The sequence below is a fragment of the Candidatus Poribacteria bacterium genome (assembly GCA_021295715.1).
Lineage (GTDB): Bacteria > Poribacteria > WGA-4E > WGA-4E > WGA-3G > WGA-3G.
In genome coordinates this window covers 1-19,226 of the sequence record JAGWBV010000068.1, presented here as the reverse complement: position 1 = coordinate 19,226, position 19,226 = coordinate 1, and the positions used below count along the sequence as shown (strand labels likewise).

The window sequence follows — 19,226 nt, the reverse complement described above, 5'->3', positions numbered from 1 at the left end:
AATTCTTCATCAGCATTTATAAATGTTCCGCCTATTTAACGAGGCCTGCGGAGACCTCGGCATGCAACCTATATCTCATCTACCTTCGTCGAAACCTTTACACCCCCAGAAGAGTCGTCAGCCTTCAGCAGTCGGCAAGATAGCCGAGTCAATTGTATGCTCGTATCTCACTCGCGCTCGCTTCACGCTCAAGTTTGTCGCGTTTATCGTAAAGCTGCTTACCTAACGCAACAGCTAACTCCAGTTTCACCTTACCGTTGCTAAAATACGCACGTGTTGGAACGATAGTCATCCCTTTTGAACGGATTGAGCGTTCAAGTTTGATGATTTCTCGCCGATGCAATAAGAGTTTCCGTTTCCGCTTCGGCTCGTGATTTGCCATATTCCCATGTTCGTAAGGACCGATATGGGCATCGATCAGGAACACTTCTCCGTCTGTTATCTGTGCGTAACTATCTGCGAGGTTAAGCCGCCCTGCGCGAATTGCCTTCACTTCGGTCCCTTGCAGAACAACACCGGCTTCATACCGATCGCGCAAGTGATAATCATACCGCGCTTTTCGGTTCACAGTGATCACTGGAGTAGTGGGATTTTTGGCATTTTTCATCGTGGTGTTAAGTATACCATAGAATTGACTTGTGTGCAAGAAAAACTGTAGGTTCCTTTTTCTTCATAAGCCGACAACTATCTCCAAGACATACATAGGAAACGATAGGCACTCCAATAAAGTTGACGAAAATAATGTTTTGCTAAAAATCTGAAGTTTTTTCGCAGAATTGGATTTTAGTGGAAAACGGTACGCAAATCTGATAAACTATCCTATCAAGAACCATACTATTAGGAAAACCTTGGCACGCTGCCTCGGTATACCCACAGGATTAAGGAAAGGAGTCTCTTGATGCCAGAACTTTACGATACCCGTGCACCGAATCCGCCCTCACGGGCGATATTGGTAGGCGTGAAACTCCGAAATAACTTGATGCACGAAACCGAAGAATCGCTGCAAGAACTCCAGCAGCTCGCAGAGACTGCTGGCATTGAGGTGGTCGCTGTGACAATTCAACCACGTAACGCACCAAATCCAACGTATTTCATTGGTGAAGGAAAGGTTGAAGAAGAACTCAAGCCGCTCATTGAAGAGTTAAACGCAGACGCAATTATCTTTGACGAAGAATTATCACCCGCGCAGAATCGGAATCTTGAGAGGGCACTTGAGGTTGCCACAATTGACCGAACAGGACTCATTCTTCAGGTTTTTGCGCAACGGGCACTCACCAAAGAAGCACGTTTACAAGTCGCATTGGCGCAACTCGAATACGCACTGCCACGCCTGACGCGGATGTGGACACACCTCTCACGACTTGCAACGGGCGGTGGCGGTGGTAGGCACCTCCGGGGTCCCGGTGAAACGCAACTTGAAATGGACAGACGTTGGGTCCGTAGGAACATCGCACATGTGCGAAAGGCATTGGATGCCGTTGAAAAACAGCGTCATACGCAGCGGCGAAATCGGTCTGAGAAAATCAAAGTATCTCTCGTGGGATATACCAATGCAGGGAAGTCAACGCTATTTAACGCGTTAACAGGCGAAACCGTTTTGGCTGAAGATAAATTGTTCGCAACTTTAGATTCTACCACCCGGAAGTTGGATTTGCCACACAAACAGCAGATTCTGTTGAGCGACACCGTTGGATTTATCAAGAAATTGCCACACCAGTTAGTTGCTGCATTCAAGGCGACGCTCGAAGAAGTCTTAGAGGCGGATCTTTTGTTGCATATTGTTGATGTGAGTCATCCCGAAGCAGAGGCACAGATAGCTGCTGTGAACGTTGTCCTTGAAGAATTGAACGCTACGGACATCCCGATATTCATGGTTTTCAATAAAATTGATAGACTTAAAAGTGATAATGAGGAATTGCACATCTTACAGTGTCAATATCCCGATGCCCTGCCTATCTCAGCGCAACGTGGCGATGGCGTTCCAGCGTTAATAGATGCTTTGGCACAGCGTTTTGCTGAACGTGGCATGAAGCTCTCTCTCTGTATTCCGTATACGGAGGGAAGGGTGCTCGACTTACTGCATAAACACGGCATAGTGCTTGATACTGAATACGCAGCGGAAGCCGTTCACGTCAAGGCACGTTTGCCGAACCGCTATCTCAAATCGGTCTCTGAATTTTTGGTTTCTTCCTGAGAAAGGCGTTGACAATGCGATGGCTCGACCAGACGGACATCGGGCACGATTTACAAATCTGTCCAGATTGTGACAGGGAGTACGAAGTGCTTGACCAGTTTTTCGGGAATCCATTGGTGGATCGCTCAGACAACAATTTGATTGATACCGTGTTCAACGACGCGTATTATGTCGCTATTCGGTGTCCACAATGTCTCGAAACTCGGCACCTCTGCATACAATCTCTAACAGCCACGCAATTTCACATCGAAAAGGAGAAGAAATGAAGATAGGCGTTACCCAAATTATCCTTGGCGGTATGTCTCTCAACGATACGCTTGCCCTCTGTCAAGATGCCAATTACGATGCCGTTGAACTCACTTTTGGTGAAGGACAAGACACCGACATCAATATGAACGATACGGAGTTACGCGGCATTGCCGCGAAGTGTGAAGACGCGGGTATTGAAATCAGTAGTATCACGGCAGGCTACGCCGATCGCGGGAATTTACTCAGTTTGGATGCCGCCCAACGCGAAAAAGGCGCGGTCTCTCTTGCCCGCGGTTTGGAAGTTGCAGGGGCGCTCGGTGTCGGTGGTATTTTACTCCATCCGGGACAACTTACTGCTGACGGAACTTACCAACAGGTCTGGGATAACCTCGTTGGTGTCCTGAAAGATCTCGCACCTGCCGCGGAAACACACCAAGTCGCGATCGGACTTGAGAACGTCTGGAACAAATTCCTGCTTAGCCCGAAAGAGATGCGCGATATTATAGATGAGGTAGACAGTGATTGGGTAGGGACTTATCTTGATACCGCGAATATGATGGCTTATGGCTATCCTGAGCATTGGATTCGCGAACTCGCACATCGTATCAAGCGGGTGCACTTCAAGGATTTCTCCCGCGGCGCACACCAGTTTGTCAACCTCTTAGATGGTGATACAGATTGGCAGGTGGTTATGGACGCGTTCCGTGCTATTGGTTACGATGGCTATGTTATCCACGAGGTCGGTGGCGATAGGGACGCGCAAATTGACCTCGCGAAGCGGATGCGTGAAATCGTTGCGATGTAACCCAAACAGAAAAGGCGATGGCTTCAGGTCGGACTCGAACCGACATGGACCTAGGGCCCGCGGGATTTTGAGTCCCGTGCGTCTACCAATTTCACCACTCCGGCGACTCTATCATTGGCAACATATATTATACTATATTCCCGGCGAAAAGTCAAATTTGCACCAAACGGCTCTATAACGTATGAACTCATGACGAACGAACAACGAAGTCTCCCCTCTCAAAACATATTCCAACGCTTCTTTTTCAGCCTGCAAGCCCTGCTCAATCAATTAGGGGAAGGCGGGACATGGCAGACTTTATGGAATTGGGTGCTTTGGCGAATTATGCCCAAACGCCGACGTATTTTCAAAATGACGCGCCAACTCCAACCCCTTGATCCCAGTACCCCGACTGAAATGCGAACAGTCCGTGATGAAGTCTTCGCAAGAAGTTGTTTAGAACTGCAACGCATCGAAGATGCACAGATCCTTTTGGACATCCTAAAACATGTGCATCAACCGCTCGGGTTTGAGCAAATCTTTTTCGCAGCGATCTACCCGGTTTTAATCAAACGCGACATGGAGGCGATCCCGATTCTCACGAAAGATAGGCATCGACTTGATGTAGAGGTTGGCTACCTCGGACACAATGAGGATTATTTTTTTTGGGGGTTTGAGATTGATGGTACAAAAAATCTTAATCTCGACTCGCCGCTTGCCCCAAGACTGGAGATGCGAGACGATAAACGCTACGTCGTCTACTCACTCGGTAGTGCGGGACTCGTTGATGCGGACTATGCCGAGTATGCGGGACAGTGGCTCCTCGACTCGCCGCGTTTAACGATGGCACTTCGCTTGCTCTCCATCGCGTATGCAGAACAGTGGATTCTTAACGCACGCGTCTACCTTTCACACATTCTCGCTGATTTGAAAAAACGGAATTATCAGGTTACAGCAACGGCAATACCCGATTTTGAACGGGCGCGGTTGTCACTTTTACGCCGTCTTTCCCTCGAGCGGCTAAGAAAACGTCAATTTCTGTCCGAACGCCGAAATCGGTGAGGTAGATGCCAGGCTCAATCGAGAAACAGATACCAGAAATCAAGGCACGTGCATCGCGTGTCTCTAAGTTATCTAAATTCACACCATTTCCGTGGATAACAGTACCGATGTTGTGTCCGGTGCGGTGAATAAAGAACTCACCGTATCCTTTTTCGGTGATATATTCTCGGACGCAGTCATCCACTTCATAACCGTAAATCGTTTCATCGACAGCCCATTTCTCTCGGATGAATCGCACGGCTCTATCCCGTGCTTCCTTGACAATATCGAAGATTTCCACATATCTCGCCGGAACCGTTGTATCCGCATAAGCCACCCACGTTGTATCTGCAAAGACTGCATCTGGATCTTTCTGTTTTGCCCATAAGTCGATTAAAATAAAGTCTCCGATTTTGATCTTTTGCGTGTCTGTTGAAGTAGGAGCGTAATGCGGATCGCTGCTCTTCGCATTCGCAGCGACGATAGGTGGGTGATCCGTAACTAAGTCCATCTCATCGAATTGTCCGAGAATCACTTGCTGAACGTCATATTCCGTAATTGTTTTTCCGGAACGGAGTTGTGAACCGATCCATGCAAAGGCAAAGTCTTTCGCCTGCAGCACTGAGTGTGCAGAAGCCTGATGTCCGGTTGCCTGTGCCTCGCTCAAACGCGCTTCCATCCGTTGCGCGAGTTCTGCAGATGTGCGCACCTCAATTCCCATCGAACGAATCCACTCCAAGGTGCCGGCATCCACCCGTGAAATATAAGGGATTTCGGCGTTTGGTGAATACTCCATGGCAATGGTTTTAGCACCAGCGAGTAAGGCGCGGATGGCTTCGTTAAGTTCTTCCCAGCCAGCATAGAGTGCGACACTTCCTTGGACACCGACGAAGTTAGATGTTTCAATCTTATGGACCAGCCACCGCGGTTCACCCTGTGCAGGAATCAGACAGAACCATCGGCGTGTGATATGTGCATCTGCCAAGCCTGCTACGTTCTGTGCAATCGGATTTATCCCACGGAAATCGTATAAGAGCCATCCGTCTAATTTTAACGCTGCTAATTCAGCTTGAATCTCTTTTATTTTCATATTTCCATCCTAAAGCACGAAAATAATTTATCACTTATCGTAACATAAAAGCCCACTGCTGTCAAAGTGTATCAGGCTTGCTGTGCGGATATTAGTTTAACGCAAGTGGGCAGGCGCGGAGCCTGCCCAAATAATATGTGATAATAAATGAATTTTAACAAGCACGCTTTATTATCCGCGCTTGCTGGTATTGGGTGGTGTTGAAATGCTGTCCGGACTTATGGATATCTGGAAAACTTGACGAGCACACTCACCCAAAAAACGGAAAGTACTATCAGGAAATTCATCGGATTTTCCTTCCTTGATTTTTCAAGATTTTTGATAGTTTGAAAAAATATGATGACGTATTTTGTAATACGTCATGTCTGTAAAAAGGTGACAGAAATTTGTAAAATATTGACATTGAAACGCTCGCACCGTATAATGTTCTTGAAACTAACACGGAGGTGTTCAAAATGGAATTTAATTTCACAGATTCACATTCGACAAGCATTTTTACGATTGCGATTGGTGTTAGCATTTTTACAGCTGTGGTGCATATCATTTTTGCCGTGGCAGTCTACCGAAATGCAGCCCGCTTGAAGCGCAGTCAAGCCTTGGCTATAGCAGGTGTAGGTCCGCAATCTGGTGTCTGGCTACGCTCGTTGGTGGTGTCGTTACAGTAGGAGTCTATTGGGCAATGCATCATTCCCGCTTGAATCCTGCGGTTCCGGCATCCACCACAGAAAACGACGAAACCGAAGTATAACACGAGAGGGTGGGATACTCTAAAAACGGCAACCAATCATCCGATTACCAACCTATGAATCCATCCGAAACACAGAAACACTCCCAAGCATACTTAGAGCGATGCCGTCACCCTGAAATTCAGGCACTCCAGCCCAAAGTAGAAAACACCGAGGGTATATGGATACCAACCTCCGAGCAACTACAGCAACTCTTAACCCAGAAACTCCCATATCCAGATAGGACTGTATTTCGCCAGACTGCGAACGGTTGGGAATACGAAACCTATTTTCGAGAATGGGCAGCCGATTACGGCACCTATATCGATACGCACCGACAGTTTGTCGGAACCGATCCAGAGAGCGTGCTTTTGCAGGTATTAATGGCACTCTTGGGTATTGGTGAACGCTGGATGGTGTGATTCGTATGGCGAGGTTTGTGACAGAGACAAAAGAGAGGACAATACAATGACATTTGAAACCTTAATGAACACAATTAATAATTATGGAGAGGCGGGTCTTGTACATCTGGACACTTTGACGGCACTGCTGAATAATGCCTTTGGTGATTGGCTCGCTTCACGAGGTGTAAGCCGTATTGACATGCTGTCACCCACATGTTTGTGGTTCACCGTTCAAGGCGAATTAAAACAGGCACAATCAGTACCGGGAATTGCGTTGTACGACAGATTTTTCGTCGTTGACAGAAAGGAGGTTCACAAAAATCCGGAAGCAATAACCGACGCACTCAAGTGCTATAGTTCGGATGGCGATGGGGCTTATGTCTGGATTATCCCGGATGGCTATATGGCAGCATTAACCCCAGCCGAGCAGGAATGGGAAGCGCATGGCGGCGGGTATTTTTCGCATGAATCTATATGTATCTCCAATACCGCTGATAGAGGGACGTGTTGTCTGCTTGAAGTGCTTTATGAGGAGCCGACGTTGGAAAACGTCTCTTGTGAATTTGAAGTGCCAGCGCACCGTTCCGTGCATTATCGGCTGGATATGCTCAAGACTGAAGACGGCGAACCGCTCATCGCGAAGGATGCCCCTGTGAGTTACAAAATCACGAGCCGCGACACGCGGGTTGTCGTTCAAGGTTCGCGAATCCTAACGAGCGGTGAAAACAGTATGTTTGCAAGTTTTGGCACGGTCATGGCGTGGTGCCCGCAGTAGCCACTACACTTTCTGCTTCGGGTTCCAGAACGCGCAGATTACTGCCGTAATCGGAATCGCAAGCACCAGGCCCAGTGTCCCAGCGAGCAACCGGACAATTTCCGCCGATACAACACCGATGCTCAACATCTGCACGGGTGGCGATTTGAAAAAGTCCAGATTCGGTGCTGTAATTGTGACAACGAGCAGCAACTCCGCGCCGAGATAAGCGAAAACCAACGTATTCACCATCGTCCCGAGAATGTCTGTTCCAACGTTCAAGCCTGAAGAGATCAACCGCCACGTCGGCATGTTCGGATTTGCCTTGCGAATTTCCTCCATACTCGATGCAACCTCAATCGCGCCGTCAACAGCGACCCCCAATACACCCATCAGCATGCCTGCCAAGAGGATCTGCACAAAATCGAAGGGTGGGGTGCGCGTCGCCTCTACAATGTCCGCTGAAATTGCGTTCTCTAACCCAGAAAAATGCAGGTGCTGCTGCGCAAACAGGACAATCAAACCCGCAACTAAGATACCACCCATTGTTCCAAGTACCGCCGAAAAGGTTTTCCGACTCGGACCAATCACGAATACCAGCGACACAAACGCCACGACACCGGAGGTTAGCGTTACGATGAACACCGCATTCGCACCTCCCGAAATTAGCGGCAGCATGAAGAAGTAGATAACCCCGGCGGAAATCAGCATTGCACACGCCGTTCGTATCCCCTCGATCCTTCCTACGAGGATAATTAAGAGTAGCATCCCACCCACTATCCAGATCAGAAACCGGTCTCTACCGTAATCTTGAACAATGTTGACGAGACCCACCTGTTCAGGGACCCCAGCAACACGACAGAGAATAACATCTCCCGGTTCCGCAGGAATACTCAGCAACGGCATATTGTGGTTCACGATGTTCCGTAACATCAAGCGTCTACCTTTGTACATACCGCTCAGCATTTCCACTTCGAGGATATGATGTTCTATTTTCGACGCATAGACATTGAGAACATTCTTCTCTCCGTCCTTTATTGCCCTGATACTATAGGTCTGCTCGTATTTCGTATCCGAAAGGAGCCAGCGACTGTCCTTCCACGGTTTAACCGAAACCGTGAGTTCGTCCGAAAGCGGGATTTTATGGTTGCTGAACGCCTCACGCAAGACCTTCGGAACAGTCCGATTATCCAGATCACTTGCGGCACTCCTGTCAATCTCAAAAAGAAGATTTCCACTCGATTCAAGCAATTGAACGACTCTGCCCTTCGCGTATTCCGATTTACCAATAGAGTTTCCATCTGCATCCCGTTGCTCCAAAACCGTTGCGGAGAGTTCATGTGTGCGGTAGTACACAAAAACTGTGCCGATCAGAACGATAGCCATTGCGATAGGGACAGCGATTCGGGCTTTACTACGTGGCGGATCGGCCCGGAACAATTCCTCCAATTCTTCTTCGGATGGTAGATCCTCGTGAATTTCGGATTTGTCTACCTTCGTGTACTGGGTAAGGAATCCAGCAACGGATGCCGCAATTGGAACCGTGAGCACCAACCCGATAGTGCCTACGACGGCTTGGACAATCGCAACCGCTGTGGCTTCATCGTTGACGAGACGGAGAAATGGATAGAGGATACCGACTTCTGGGAAATCAATGCGTGGTAATAACATCGTCATCATGTGCGCACCGAGATAGGCAAAAATGAGCGTATCCGCCATTGTTCCCATAATGTCTCTGCCCACGTTGAGTCCAGCGCGGATCGCTTGCTGAACGGTGATGTTCGGATTCACCTGCTTGACTTCATGGACGCTTGAAGAGATGGACATACTTACATCCATCATGGCACCGACTGCACCTAAGATGATACCAGCAGACAAAATCCCTGTGAAATTCCAATGATGTGATGCGGGTGTCCGCCATAACGCGACACCGAGTTCCAGGAAACCGAACTCTTGTGCTAACCCAGTCAATGCCATCGCATGTTGGCTGAGGATGGATAGGATACCAACAGCCGCCAAGCCTCCGAGCGTCCCAAGCATACCGGAAATTACCTTAAAACTAAATCCTGTAATGAGGAAGAAGGTCGAGAACGTGAGTAAGGTGGCAATTAAAAGGGCAACTGCGATCGGATTGTAGCCACTGATGGTCAGCGGCACGAGTAGGTAAAGCACAGCGAAGGCAGTGACAAACAGGGTCAAAATCGCGCGGACCCCTTTCATTCCCGCGACAAGTATCATCAAGACGCCTAACACACCCGCCAGATATAGCAGGAACGGTGTTCGGAAGTACTCGCGCAGGGATACGGTGTCAATTTTCGGGCGCATCGGGTCTCGGAGCGGGATGTCCAGAAACAGCACATCCCCTTTATGTAAGACGCGATCTCCGAAGGCGCGTCCCGTCCAAACGTTGTTCACCTGAACAGTCTCTCCGCGAAACTGTCCAGAGAGAATACGGACGGATAAAACCTGATCCGCCTCGTCGCTTGTATCTATGTTAATAACGCGACCTAAGCAGACTAACACCTGCAACGCACCGTCATGCGTCACTTCCGCGAAGCGGTAGAGTTTTATGTGCAACGCTGCAACGCTCAATAGGATGAGCAAGATTGTGATGATTTTGATGTTTCTTTCTCGCATGTTTTGTTTTTCTTAAGACTTACGCAGTGTCTTGAAGAGCTCATGACTCCTTCGTTGCAAATAGTATGCCAACAAAAAACACTACGGTCCGCTAACCCGGGTATTGAAACTGCCCATATCCGTGCATCGGATCGAACAAATTGCCCGCATTCGTGCAGTCCAGCCCCATAGCAAGCGAGTAGATTAAAGATGCTTCCGAATGTTTTCAGCGACGCTGCGTGGAATCCCTTTCACAGAGAGTAACCCATCCAAACTCGCCTCTCGGATCGCTTCAATTGAACCGAAATGTTGGAGTAGTGCCTGTTTTCGCTTCGGACCGAGGTTCGGGATCTCGTCAAGCACCGATACACTCAGCGATTTCTGACGGAGTCGCCGGTGATATGTAACCGCAAACCGGTGTGCTTCATCCCGTAGCCGCTGGATCATGTGTAAAGTCGGGTTATCCTCACGCAATACAATCGGTTCCGATTTACCGGGAACGAAAATTTCTTCAATTCGCTTTGCAAGTGCAATCAACGGAATATCAGGGAGCCGAGATGACGCGTCTTTTGAAGAGCAAGTTTTGCCTTGCAAGCTGCGGCAAAAGTTCATAGCCGTTTGTGCTGCGCTCAACTGTCCCTTCCCACCATCAATCAGTATCAAATCTGGCAGCGTGTTAAATTTTTCATCGTCTGCGAGCGCACGGCGGAAACGACGCGTGATGACCTCTTGCATCATCGCAAAATCGTTCTGTCCTTTAACGGAGCGGATCTTGAACCGACGGTATTCATTTGAAACCGGTTTTCCATCTTCCAAGACTACCATTGATCCGACCGCAAACCTGTCACCGAGGTTGGAAATATCGTAAGCCTCAATGCGTCGGAGCGGATGTTTTAACCCAAGCAATTCCTGTAGTTCAACGAGTGCTGGTTCCACACCGCTACTATAAACCACATTCTGTTCACGTTGCGTCAGAAGGATCTCGGCATTTTTCGTTGCCAAAATTTGCAACTTTCTGAGTCTACCTGCTTTTGGAACATGCAATCCAACGCGGTGGTTCCCCTGTTTCTCGCTGAGCCAATTTTCAATCAACTCCATCGATTCAATCGGCATCGGCAAGACAACAGTTTTAGGGACAAAAACAGCGTTTTGATAATACTGTGAAATGAAGGCACTTAACGCCGTAGCGAGCGATTCTGGGTCCGCATCGTTGAGATAGTAATGTTCACGTTCAAGGAGTTTACCATCTCGCACCCGTAGAAGTTGCACACATGCAATTTCAGTTCTCGCAGCGATACCGATGACATCCTCATCTGCAGCGGAAACACTGTCCATGTTTTGTGTTGTAATTGCCTGTTGAACGTCTTTAAGTGTATCCCGATACTTCGCAGCCGTCTCAAAGTCGAGTGCTTCGGCGGCAGCTTGCATCTGCTCCGTTAATTCTTTGACCACAGCATCTGTATTTCCACCAAGAAACTGACACACTTTCCGAACGATCTCATCGTAGTCTGACACATCAATCTTATCTGCACAAGGACCAGGACAGCGTCCGATATGGTAGTCGAGGCACACCCGATACTTATTCCCTATCTCCTCAAGAGGTAGGGTACAGGTGCGGATGGGAAACAATTTCGTCAATTGTTTGAGTGTCTGGCGGGTTGAACGAACATGGACAAACGGTCCGAAATATCGCGTCCCATCGTTCTCAGCTTTACGCGTGATGTGGATGCGGGGAAAGGGTTCATTGGCGGTCACGCGTAGATACGGGTAGCGTTTATCGTCTTTCAGTTTTACATTGTAGCGCGGTTGATGCGCCTTAATCAGATTGTTTTCTAATATCAGTGCCTCTACTTCGGACGCTGTGACGATGTAGTCAACCTCGGTAACATACCGCATCATCTGTGATGTCAACGCGTGTGCAGACTTCTCCCGGAAGTAGGAACGCACCCGAGTCCGCAAACGGATCGCTTTCCCGACATAGATGACAGTGCCGTCGGAGGCTTTCATCAGATAAACCCCGGGCACATTCGGGAGCGACTGCCATAATTCAGGCAGTGACTGCGTTTTTCTGGCGTTTTCACGTTCTTCTGACTTCATCTTTTAATCTCTCATAAACCGCCCGATAGATATTCCTGCCTTCCAAAACGTATTTCATTTCAAAGTTGGTTGCGATATCCCCATCTGGACTGGTGTCTGTTTCAACAGGACGCAGGACGGGTAAACCGGCAAGACGCTCCTGGATCTCTTGGAAATATTCCGCATGATCCGTGGCAATATAAAGCCTACCGCCATTCGGATTGAGTGTGCATGTCAGTGCCGACAGAAAGTCTTGATTCCGAAAAATCCGTCGTTTTCGCTGCCGCTTTTTGGGCCATGGGTCCGGAAAGTAGATGTGATGTGCCTGAACAGATTCCGCTGGTACATACCGTGTTAAGAAGTAGCTGGCATCTGTCCACGCAAGACGAACATTAGAAAACGTTCCTGACGCGCTGTCCACGCCGAAATGCCGTATATGCTTTTTAAACCGTTCCTGTGTCAAGGCGACGTACTTTTGTGCCCGTTCGATGCCGATATAGTTAACCGTTGGATGTCGTTTTGATGCTTCAAGCAGGAAACGCCCTTTCCCGGATCCAATCTCTATTTCTACCGGATGTGGGTTCCCAAAAAACGCTTCCCAATCAATCGGCTTAGGAAACTCACCTAACGGCACAGCACGCTCTGTCACGATGTCGATGATTTGGGAGTGGACAGTTGTATTCTGGTAGTAAAGGTCGTTGTAGTCGGGATTTTCACGCATTTTTTAATTTTACTTTGCAGGGAAATGACGGGCATTTAGATTCTTACGTGGATCCCTTAAATCCGCATTCCATTTCATTACATGCTAACGTCTTTGAAGCTTCATTTTTAATTTACCTTGCGGAGGAAGCGTAGCTTCGTGTTTTACAGTTCCTCCAAAAATTTATGAAGATGCGTTTTAACCAAATTGTCCTGCGGTTGATACCCCAGGACCTCAACCGCTCCGCTGATGTCGAGATAACTCTGCTGATACCCGTCGGAATTCGCTGAACGTCCGTATGTGATCAGATATTTGACCGGTCCCTCGTAGTCCACAGCTCGACCGAAGAGTTGCACACAGTCGCGTGGGGTCAGCAATGTGCTACAGCACCGTATCCCATTCGGTTCGGACGTGCCGTTGAAAGTTCCGATGCGGAAGCTAATGAATCGCATATCGTGTGCATCAACGAGATACCGTCCCGCAATCTCTGCCATACCCTTCATCGCACCGTACCACCCATCGGGACGAAACTGATCGCCTGTTGAGAAACGAGGTGGAGAATTCAATCGCTCATTCCATCCTGAAACGTGGTTTGTGCTCGCATATATGATTTTCTGAACACCGCCTTCTCGTGCAGCTTCAAACAGCGTCATGGACGCACCGATGTCGCTGACTTCACCGGGTACCTTTCCGAGTGAATCTTGGCGCACGTAAGCCAGATGCACCAATACGTCTTGATCGCGACACAATTCTTGCATCGCCGCGTAGTCACGAATATCTGCCTGCACCCCGCGCGAATTCGCACCGGTGATTGGATTAATATCCATCAACGTCAGTGTGTAAGCATCCTGTTTTTCCCATGCTTGCCAGAGCGCGCTGCCGACTTTGCCAGCGGCACCCGTAATAAGTATCCGTTTTTTCATTTTTTAATTTTACCTTGCGGTTTTTTAATTTTACCTTGCGGTTCGGTCAGGTGGGTTTCAAATTTGACAGGTTTCCTTTCCGTATATCCGCCCTCCATTTCATTACGGGCTACGGGTTTTGGTTTACCCAAGACAGCAGCCTGCAACATCGGCGCAGGCGGATTTGATCAACGCACGTCAAAGTCCAAATGCCCGTTGTTTCTCCGCAAGGTATAATTAAAAACCTTTCTTATATCCGCTCTCCATTTCATTACGAGCGACGCGCTTTGTTCTATACAGAAAGGAGACCTGCATGAATAAGAATTTTCCATCAGGACGACATGCTGTTTTCAGATTCCAGTGCCGCCATGATATCGGCGTGCACCGCTTTCGGATCCGCCACCGGTTGGACGTAGAACCGATCAATTGCCTGTCCACCTAATCCTGAACACTTACACATCTCAACGTTCAGTCCGAGCTGTGTTAAGATACCGCTGAAATAGTGGAGAAACCCGACTTTTTCTTCACCGATAACGACAATTTCTGAATAGTTACGTGCTGTCTCAACGCTCACATCATCAACTTGCCACGTTTCGGAGAGGTTGACATAATGTCTCTCAAAAATCTGTTCAAGCGTCACCTCTTCTGCGAGGAGACCGCGGATGTCAAAATCGAGGTCCCGTTTGAGTTCTTCATCGAGGGGCATCGGTTCTCCCCGATGATGTGGGGGCTGATGGACAAGCCGATAGATTTCAAGTTCAGTGTTGGTATCCTGTTTCGTGTAAACGCGCGCGTCTCGGACATCTATGCCGTTCGCAAAAAAGAGACCGCTCACCGTGTGTAACTTTCCAATACGACTCGGACTACAGAGGTGTAATTCCGTAAACCCGGGTCGATCGACAAATTGAGTGATCCCTGTGCTCGGTGTCGCGCCTGTTTCTGTAGATGCCGCTTCAGCTTGTGATGTCATCTTGATGTGCATGGCTATCTCTTCAGGAGAGACACTGATACGGTAAGAAACCGGCATGTGATGAAGAAATTGCTGAAACTCTTCAACAGGTGCAAAGGCACCCCACTGCGTTTCTTCCTGTCCAACGAAACGAGTGCGAGCCACCTCATATAGACTTTTCAGATTGTGTTTAACAACATGACTGAAGTTCTGGGAACCGTTCGCTTTGGAATCACAGTAAGTAAGGAGATACAGAGCTGTCAAACGTTCCAACGAGTTAACTTTCTTACAGAATTCGGAAATTGTGCTTTCATCCCAATGATGATAGCGTGCCAATTCTATCATGGTCAGATGTTCTCGGATGAGAAAACAAATATCATCCGTTTGTTGTGAGTTGAACCCAAATTCGGGTGCGATGCGTTCTGCTTTTTCTGCCCCAGTCACCGGATGGGTTGGATCCGGTTTGTCTATATCGTGCAGGAAGAGTGCCATATAAAGTGGTGCCGAATCTGAGAGTGAGCGAAACGCCGTATTGAGATCCTCTAATTCAGAAGTGGGGGACGGTGCCGTCGGCGAACCGAAACCTCCACCCCCACCAAACGGACTACTCGGTTCCGTTCGGCGGATTTCATCGAGATGCCCAATCGCAACGAGTGTATGTTTTCCAACTGTATATGGGTCAAGGCTGCGTTCGCTCCGTGTCATCATTGCCTTTTCAAAAAGTTCGCCCCCTTCTCCGAGATGGAATAGAATATTGAGCCTGTGTAGGCGTGTAAGGGTCTTCTCTACATCACCCGGCATATTTATCAGTTCTGCCATCCGGTTCCTGAAGGAACCCCAATTAAACGCGTGAACATACCGAGATATGAATGTAGCAAGGGACGCATCGATCTCAAAATCATACTGCTGGAAGTAGGTGAAAAGCGTAAAGAGTTCATTTGCATCGAGTTCACCGAAGTTGTTGTCGATGCAATACAGCGTGTCTGTTCTTACCGCGAGGACATCTGAAATAGGAATCCCGTTTGCTAACATCTTTCGGATCAGAAGTTCTGCTTTGAAATGCAGATATTTTGCCATCGCATAATATTCTGCCATGAACGCATAGCGTCCGTCATCGGTTTCATCTGTAAATCCGAGAACTTCAGCGATTTGTGTTTGAAGGGCATCCCCTTTTTCAGGATGATAGGTGAGGTTGTCATATGGTGCATCGGCGAGAACATGAAGAAGGTTTCGCACCTTGAACATGAAATCAAGGGACCGGATGAGTTGCCCTTCATCATAGCGTTCGTAGAGTTCAGGGATTGAAGTAAAATTCGGAAGCCCGCATATCCAGAGTGCGTACTGAAGTGTGCGTAACCCGCCGCGTCCTGTTTTCACATTCGGTTGATTGAGATAAATCGTATCCTCAGACGCTTCAAAAGAATCTGCTTTTGATTTCAACAGATCCAGCACAATCGAAATATCCGATTTCTCAGAGTGTACCTCTTTCTGAAAGCGTTCCGTCAGCGATGCGTCGCCCGCGATGAATCGCATATCGATCAACGCAGTCATATCTTGATAGTTCCATTGGGCTATGTCTGTCAAGGGGCGATAGATAAAACTGAACTCAAACCCCGGAATCACCGAGTGGAGACTGTCAAAAAAATCGTAGAACCATCGGATAAGTTCGAGGGTGCTCTCATCGTAAATATCCTCTAAATCCACAGAGGAGGTATAAATAACGTCCACGTCCGAAAAATAGCAAAGTTCATTTCTGCCGTAACTGCCGACACCATAGAGGGCGACATCCGGCATCCATCCCTCCATTTCCGTTTCTAAATCGCTTATGACAAAGTCTGGAAGTTGCTTCAACATGTCGATCTGCTTCTGGTATTCGTCCCGAACCTGAAAAGAGGCTACCTCATAGACCTTCTGAATGACTGCATCCCACATCTCCGTGTGAATTTTGCAAGCGGCGAACCCGTCTTCTCCTTTCAAGATACGGGCTTTCAATTGTTCCCGCTCCGCTTGAATGAAGGCAGCTAACTGTTTTTGCAAATTATCAAAAGGTACGTTCAGATCTGGTACATAGCGATTGAGTTGTTTTTCGATCTGTCTGTTTTCCATTTTCCTCTCGCCTCCGATGTATCAGAGCAATTCAATTGTTGCAGAGTCCTCTTGAAATCACGAAGTGAATAAAGGTTTTCAATTAAGCTAATTATATTTCAAACACGAAAAAAAAACAAGAGCGTTTTTTGGGACTACCTTTTCTCAAGGGTACGCTGCCTGATTGCCCGATTTTTTCTTGACACACTTTTTGGGGATTGATAACATACACGATCAGGGAGCCTAAAAATGCGTGACACCAAATATCGCGTAGCCATCGTCGGGTGTGGACGGATGGGGCAAAACTACGCGGAAGCATACACCACTTATCCCGATACAGAAATCGTCGCGATCGTTGATGCCAATGCACAACGGCGTGATGTTCTCGGTGCCCGTTTTGCCGTTGCCGCGCTTTATCCTGACGTAGAGACACTATTGCGGAACATTGTACCAGACATCGCCGTGGTCGTCACACCCACGAAATACATGAGAGATGTGGTAATTGCGTGTGCCGAAGCCGGTGTCAAAGGTATCTCTACGGAGAAACCGATTGCTGGGTGTCTACGCGATGCCGATGCAATGGTTGAGGTATGTGCTGAACGGGGAATCGTATTCGCCGGGGGCAACCTACAGCGGGCAATGAATGAGGTCCAGGAGGCGGCATCTCGCTTACGCAGTGGCGAATTTGGGCACATCAGAGGCGCGAGCGTTTACGGGTTCGGTGGCGAAATCTCTGGTGGCGGATGTCAACACATCTCCGTCCTACGTCTGTTCACCAATGCTGAAGTTGGGGAAATCATCGCATGGGGAACCCCTCCTGAAGCATTAGATGCGGAAACCGATGAAGGTTTAATCATCAACGGACGCTTCCTTCTGACGAATGGATTGGAATGCAACGTCTTTGGAACTCCAACAGTTTGTCGTGGCGTAGACGTTTGGACGGATGAATGCCTTGTCCGATGGGATTGGAATCCACCAGAAATTTTCAGACGCTACGACCCGCACGGCAATCGCGTCCGAATCGATCCCAATTACAGTCCGTATCCGTGGAGTGAGTTCAGTTACCTCACCGGTTCCATTCGTTCCTTTTTAGCAGCCATTGATGGCAACGGTCACCCGTGGATTACAGGCGCGGATCTCCGACAGGCGTTGGAGGTTGCCATCGCCGCAAAACTCTCCGCGACCCGAAACAGTGCCCCCGTTAAACTTCCACTTGAGGACAGATCTTTAACGCTCTATCCGCGTCCGTATCGGTGGCTCGGAGGGGACGCAACGGGTAGACCTCAGAGTGTCGCAGAAGCAACAGGTTATTAATTTTACCTTGCAGATTTTCAATCATACCTTACGGAGGAGAAACGGGTATAGTAACTATGGGCTACACCTCTTATATCCGCCCTCCGCTACTACGCTTACGGGCTACGGGGTTTGATACTATCTTAGGAGACACCAAACGAATTGCTTGATTTAATGCCTTGCGGGTATTTAAAAAAAGGAGGCACCACCAATGAACGAAGATCAAAAATATCTCTTCGATTTGACCGGATACCTCATCGTCGAAAACGCTTTAACGGCGGAAGAGGTCAACGAGTGCAATGCTGCCATTGACCATCACATTGAAGGACTTAGGGAGCGCGATACCTCTCTATCAGGCGGTTCAGCGGCACTTGCTGGCACGGCACACCGAATGGATATGGGCGGCATGCTTGCATGGGAAAAGCCTTGGTGTGAACCGTTTCGAAATTTGCTCGTCCATACCAAGGTCAAACCTTGCCTTGAAGAGATTTTAGGGCAAAAATATCGACTCGATCACGGTCCGGGCTTAATCGCCATGGAAAAAGGCACGGAAGGTGGCACCCTACACGGTGGTGGGATCGAACGTCCGAATTTCTCCGAAGCCTACTTCTTCAAATATGGGCGCATATACACAGGTTTGACTGTCGTTGAATACATGCTCGCTGACGAGGGACCCGGCGATGGAGGTTTAGCAATTGTCCCGGGCAGCCATAAAGCGAACCTTCCGTGTCCGAGTAGTATGAAACGGTACGAGCAATATCAAAATCAGGTGCTTGAAGTCAATGCCAAGGCTGGTGATGCCGTGATTTTCACCGAGACTTTAACACACGGCACGCTTCCGTGGAAAGGCAGCCATCAACGACGCGCACTGCTCTATAAGTTCAGTCCTGGGTTCCAGTCTTATGGTATAGGGGCGCACGAAATTACCTACCCCGATTACATTGAGGATATGACCTCTGAGCAGCGGGAAGTCATGGAGGCACCCCACATCCGACGTTTTTAATTTTACCTTGCGGATAGGTGACGCGGTTAGAATTTTGACGGTTTTCGCGTTCGAGTTGAAGAAACACCCAATCAAAAACCCTGCGCCGTTGTTGCAGGCTTGTACTTTTGTTGCTAATTTGTTTCTCGGAACGATGTATCTTTCCTTAAAATAATTTTCGCTTTTATTTTTAGCCACCGTCACATAGGAGAAAATGATGTCGAAACTACGAGTTGCTGTCATCGGCTGCGGCGGTAGGGGTCGCGGTCACATGAAAATCCTTTCTGATTTTGACTATACCGATCTCGTTGCCGTCTGTGATCCCATCGAAGCTGCACGCGATAACGCCGCGGACTTGTTCAACGTCTCAGCAAAATACGAG

At 48.4% G+C, this 19,226-nt stretch carries 16 protein-coding genes, 1 tRNA gene and 1 other RNA gene (1 of these 18 running past the window's edge); 9 read left to right on the top strand and 9 right to left on the bottom strand.

Annotation, left to right across the window (positions count from 1 at the left end; all coding sequences use genetic code 11):
• Together ssrA and smpB are read right to left on the bottom strand one after the other, a co-directional pair.
• Positions 1–107, bottom strand: a transfer-messenger RNA (tmRNA) gene (ssrA, locus tag J4G07_16440) (it extends 218 nt beyond the left edge of the window).
• Between the two features lie 41 nt (positions 108–148).
• On the bottom strand, positions 149–607 hold the full coding sequence (gene smpB / locus J4G07_16435; protein MCE2415576.1) for an SsrA-binding protein SmpB: 459 nt from the start codon (positions 605–607) through the stop codon (positions 149–151).
• A gap of 291 nt (positions 608–898) precedes the next feature.
• On the opposite strand from smpB, the gene hflX reads away from it, so the two are divergent.
• The 3 genes from hflX to J4G07_16420 are packed head-to-tail and all read left to right on the top strand — an operon-like array spanning position 899 to position 3,248.
• A complete protein-coding gene (hflX, locus tag J4G07_16430) occupies positions 899–2,194 on the top strand; it encodes a GTPase HflX (GenBank protein ID MCE2415575.1) in 1,296 nt (431 codons plus the stop codon).
• 14 nt (positions 2,195–2,208) lie between these two features.
• Positions 2,209–2,460 (top strand): hypothetical protein, encoded by a 252-nt coding sequence (locus J4G07_16425; GenBank protein ID MCE2415574.1) that lies wholly within the window; start codon positions 2,209–2,211, stop codon positions 2,458–2,460.
• Positions 2,457–3,248 carry a sugar phosphate isomerase/epimerase gene (locus J4G07_16420; protein MCE2415573.1) on the top strand — a complete coding sequence of 264 codons (792 nt, stop codon included), beginning with the start codon at positions 2,457–2,459 and terminating at the stop codon, positions 3,246–3,248. Before J4G07_16425 ends, J4G07_16420 begins: the two co-directional genes overlap by 4 nt.
• Before the next feature lie 18 nt (positions 3,249–3,266).
• On the opposite strand, the gene J4G07_16415 is transcribed toward J4G07_16420, so the two are convergent.
• A tRNA-Leu gene (locus J4G07_16415) sits at positions 3,267–3,347 on the bottom strand.
• Between the two features lie 90 nt (positions 3,348–3,437).
• Here J4G07_16415 and J4G07_16410 point away from each other — a divergent pair.
• Positions 3,438–4,289 carry a hypothetical protein gene (locus J4G07_16410; GenBank protein ID MCE2415572.1) on the top strand — a complete coding sequence of 284 codons (852 nt, stop codon included), beginning with the start codon at positions 3,438–3,440 and terminating at the stop codon, positions 4,287–4,289.
• On the opposite strand, the gene J4G07_16405 is transcribed toward J4G07_16410, so the two are convergent.
• Entirely contained in the window at positions 4,177–5,358 is a 1,182-nt protein-coding gene (locus J4G07_16405; protein MCE2415571.1) for a M24 family metallopeptidase, read from the bottom strand. The genes J4G07_16410 and J4G07_16405 overlap by 113 nt on opposite strands.
• A gap of 455 nt (positions 5,359–5,813) precedes the next feature.
• On the opposite strand from J4G07_16405, the gene J4G07_16400 reads away from it, so the two are divergent.
• From J4G07_16400 to J4G07_16390, 3 genes are all read left to right on the top strand, one after another.
• A complete protein-coding gene (locus J4G07_16400; protein ID MCE2415570.1) occupies positions 5,814–6,023 on the top strand; it encodes a hypothetical protein in 210 nt (69 codons plus the stop codon).
• Between the two features lie 137 nt (positions 6,024–6,160).
• Entirely contained in the window at positions 6,161–6,505 is a 345-nt protein-coding gene (locus tag J4G07_16395) for a hypothetical protein (protein MCE2415569.1), read from the top strand.
• A 46-nt stretch (positions 6,506–6,551) separates the two neighbouring features.
• Positions 6,552–7,262, top strand: coding sequence for a hypothetical protein (locus J4G07_16390; GenBank protein ID MCE2415568.1), 711 nt, complete (start codon positions 6,552–6,554; stop codon positions 7,260–7,262).
• 3 nt (positions 7,263–7,265) lie between these two features.
• Here the strand turns inward: J4G07_16390 and J4G07_16385 are convergent, their stop codons facing one another.
• The 5 genes from J4G07_16385 to J4G07_16365 form a co-directional block, all read right to left on the bottom strand.
• Entirely contained in the window at positions 7,266–9,878 is a 2,613-nt protein-coding gene (locus J4G07_16385; GenBank protein MCE2415567.1) for a YibE/F family protein, read from the bottom strand.
• A gap of 183 nt (positions 9,879–10,061) precedes the next feature.
• Positions 10,062–11,954, bottom strand: a complete 1,893-nt coding sequence (gene uvrC, locus J4G07_16380) for an excinuclease ABC subunit UvrC (protein ID MCE2415566.1) — start codon at positions 11,952–11,954, stop codon at positions 10,062–10,064.
• Entirely contained in the window at positions 11,935–12,654 is a 720-nt protein-coding gene (trmB, locus tag J4G07_16375; GenBank protein MCE2415565.1) for a tRNA (guanosine(46)-N7)-methyltransferase TrmB, read from the bottom strand. Before trmB ends, uvrC begins: the two co-directional genes overlap by 20 nt.
• 143 nt (positions 12,655–12,797) lie before the next feature.
• On the bottom strand, positions 12,798–13,556 hold the full coding sequence (locus J4G07_16370) for an NAD(P)-dependent oxidoreductase (GenBank protein MCE2415564.1): 759 nt from the start codon (positions 13,554–13,556) through the stop codon (positions 12,798–12,800).
• A gap of 310 nt (positions 13,557–13,866) precedes the next feature.
• Positions 13,867–16,590 carry an HD domain-containing protein gene (locus J4G07_16365; protein MCE2415563.1) on the bottom strand — a complete coding sequence of 908 codons (2,724 nt, stop codon included), beginning with the start codon at positions 16,588–16,590 and terminating at the stop codon, positions 13,867–13,869.
• A 228-nt stretch (positions 16,591–16,818) separates the two neighbouring features.
• Between J4G07_16365 and J4G07_16360 the strand changes: the two genes are divergently transcribed.
• Together J4G07_16360 and J4G07_16355 are read left to right on the top strand one after the other, a co-directional pair.
• Entirely contained in the window at positions 16,819–17,883 is a 1,065-nt protein-coding gene (locus tag J4G07_16360) for a Gfo/Idh/MocA family oxidoreductase (GenBank protein ID MCE2415562.1), read from the top strand.
• Between the two features lie 190 nt (positions 17,884–18,073).
• Positions 18,074–18,865, top strand: a complete 792-nt coding sequence (locus J4G07_16355) for a phytanoyl-CoA dioxygenase family protein (GenBank protein ID MCE2415561.1) — start codon at positions 18,074–18,076, stop codon at positions 18,863–18,865.
• Positions 18,866–19,226 lie beyond the last annotated feature (361 nt).